This is a genomic window from Allobosea rubneri, from assembly GCF_032464875.1.
Classification (GTDB): Bacteria; Pseudomonadota; Alphaproteobacteria; order Rhizobiales; family Beijerinckiaceae; genus Allobosea; species Allobosea rubneri.
Window position 1 is genome coordinate 1 of sequence record NZ_JAWDID010000152.1, and the last position, 534, is coordinate 534.

The window sequence follows — 534 nt, forward strand, 5'->3', positions numbered from 1 at the left end:
TGTCAGACACATCCACCATCACCCCCACGGTCGGCGTCGAGCCGATCATCCAGCTGGTCGGGGTCAAGAAGTCCTTCGGCCCGGTCAGCGTCCTGAAGGGCGTGGATCTCAAGGTCCACCCCGGCAAGGTCACCGCACTCGTCGGCGACAACGGCGCCGGCAAGTCCACGCTCATCAAGGGGCTCGCCGGCGTGCAGCCCTACGACGAGGGCGAAGTCCTCATCGACGGCGTGCACCGCGACCTGCACGCGCCCCGCGACGCAGGGCACCTGGGCATCGAGGTCGTCTACCAGGACCTCGCCCTGTGCGACAACCTCGACATCGTCCAGAACATGTTCCTCGGCCGCGAGGAGCTCTCGTTCGGCACGTTCGACGAGGGCCGCATGGAGAAGGAGGCGTCCGACACGCTGCGCTCCCTCTCGGTGCGTACCGTGAAGTCGGTCCGCCAGAAGGTGTCGAGCCTGTCGGGCGGGCAGCGTCAGACGGTCGCCATCGCGCGTGCCGTGCTGAAGAAGGCCCGAGTGGTCATCCTCG

1 protein-coding gene is annotated in these 534 nt (G+C 67.4%); it reads left to right on the forward strand.

The features are described from left to right. The coding region (locus RKE40_RS29715) for an ATP-binding cassette domain-containing protein (RefSeq protein WP_316021748.1) at window positions 1-534 on the forward strand (534 nt) is incomplete at both ends.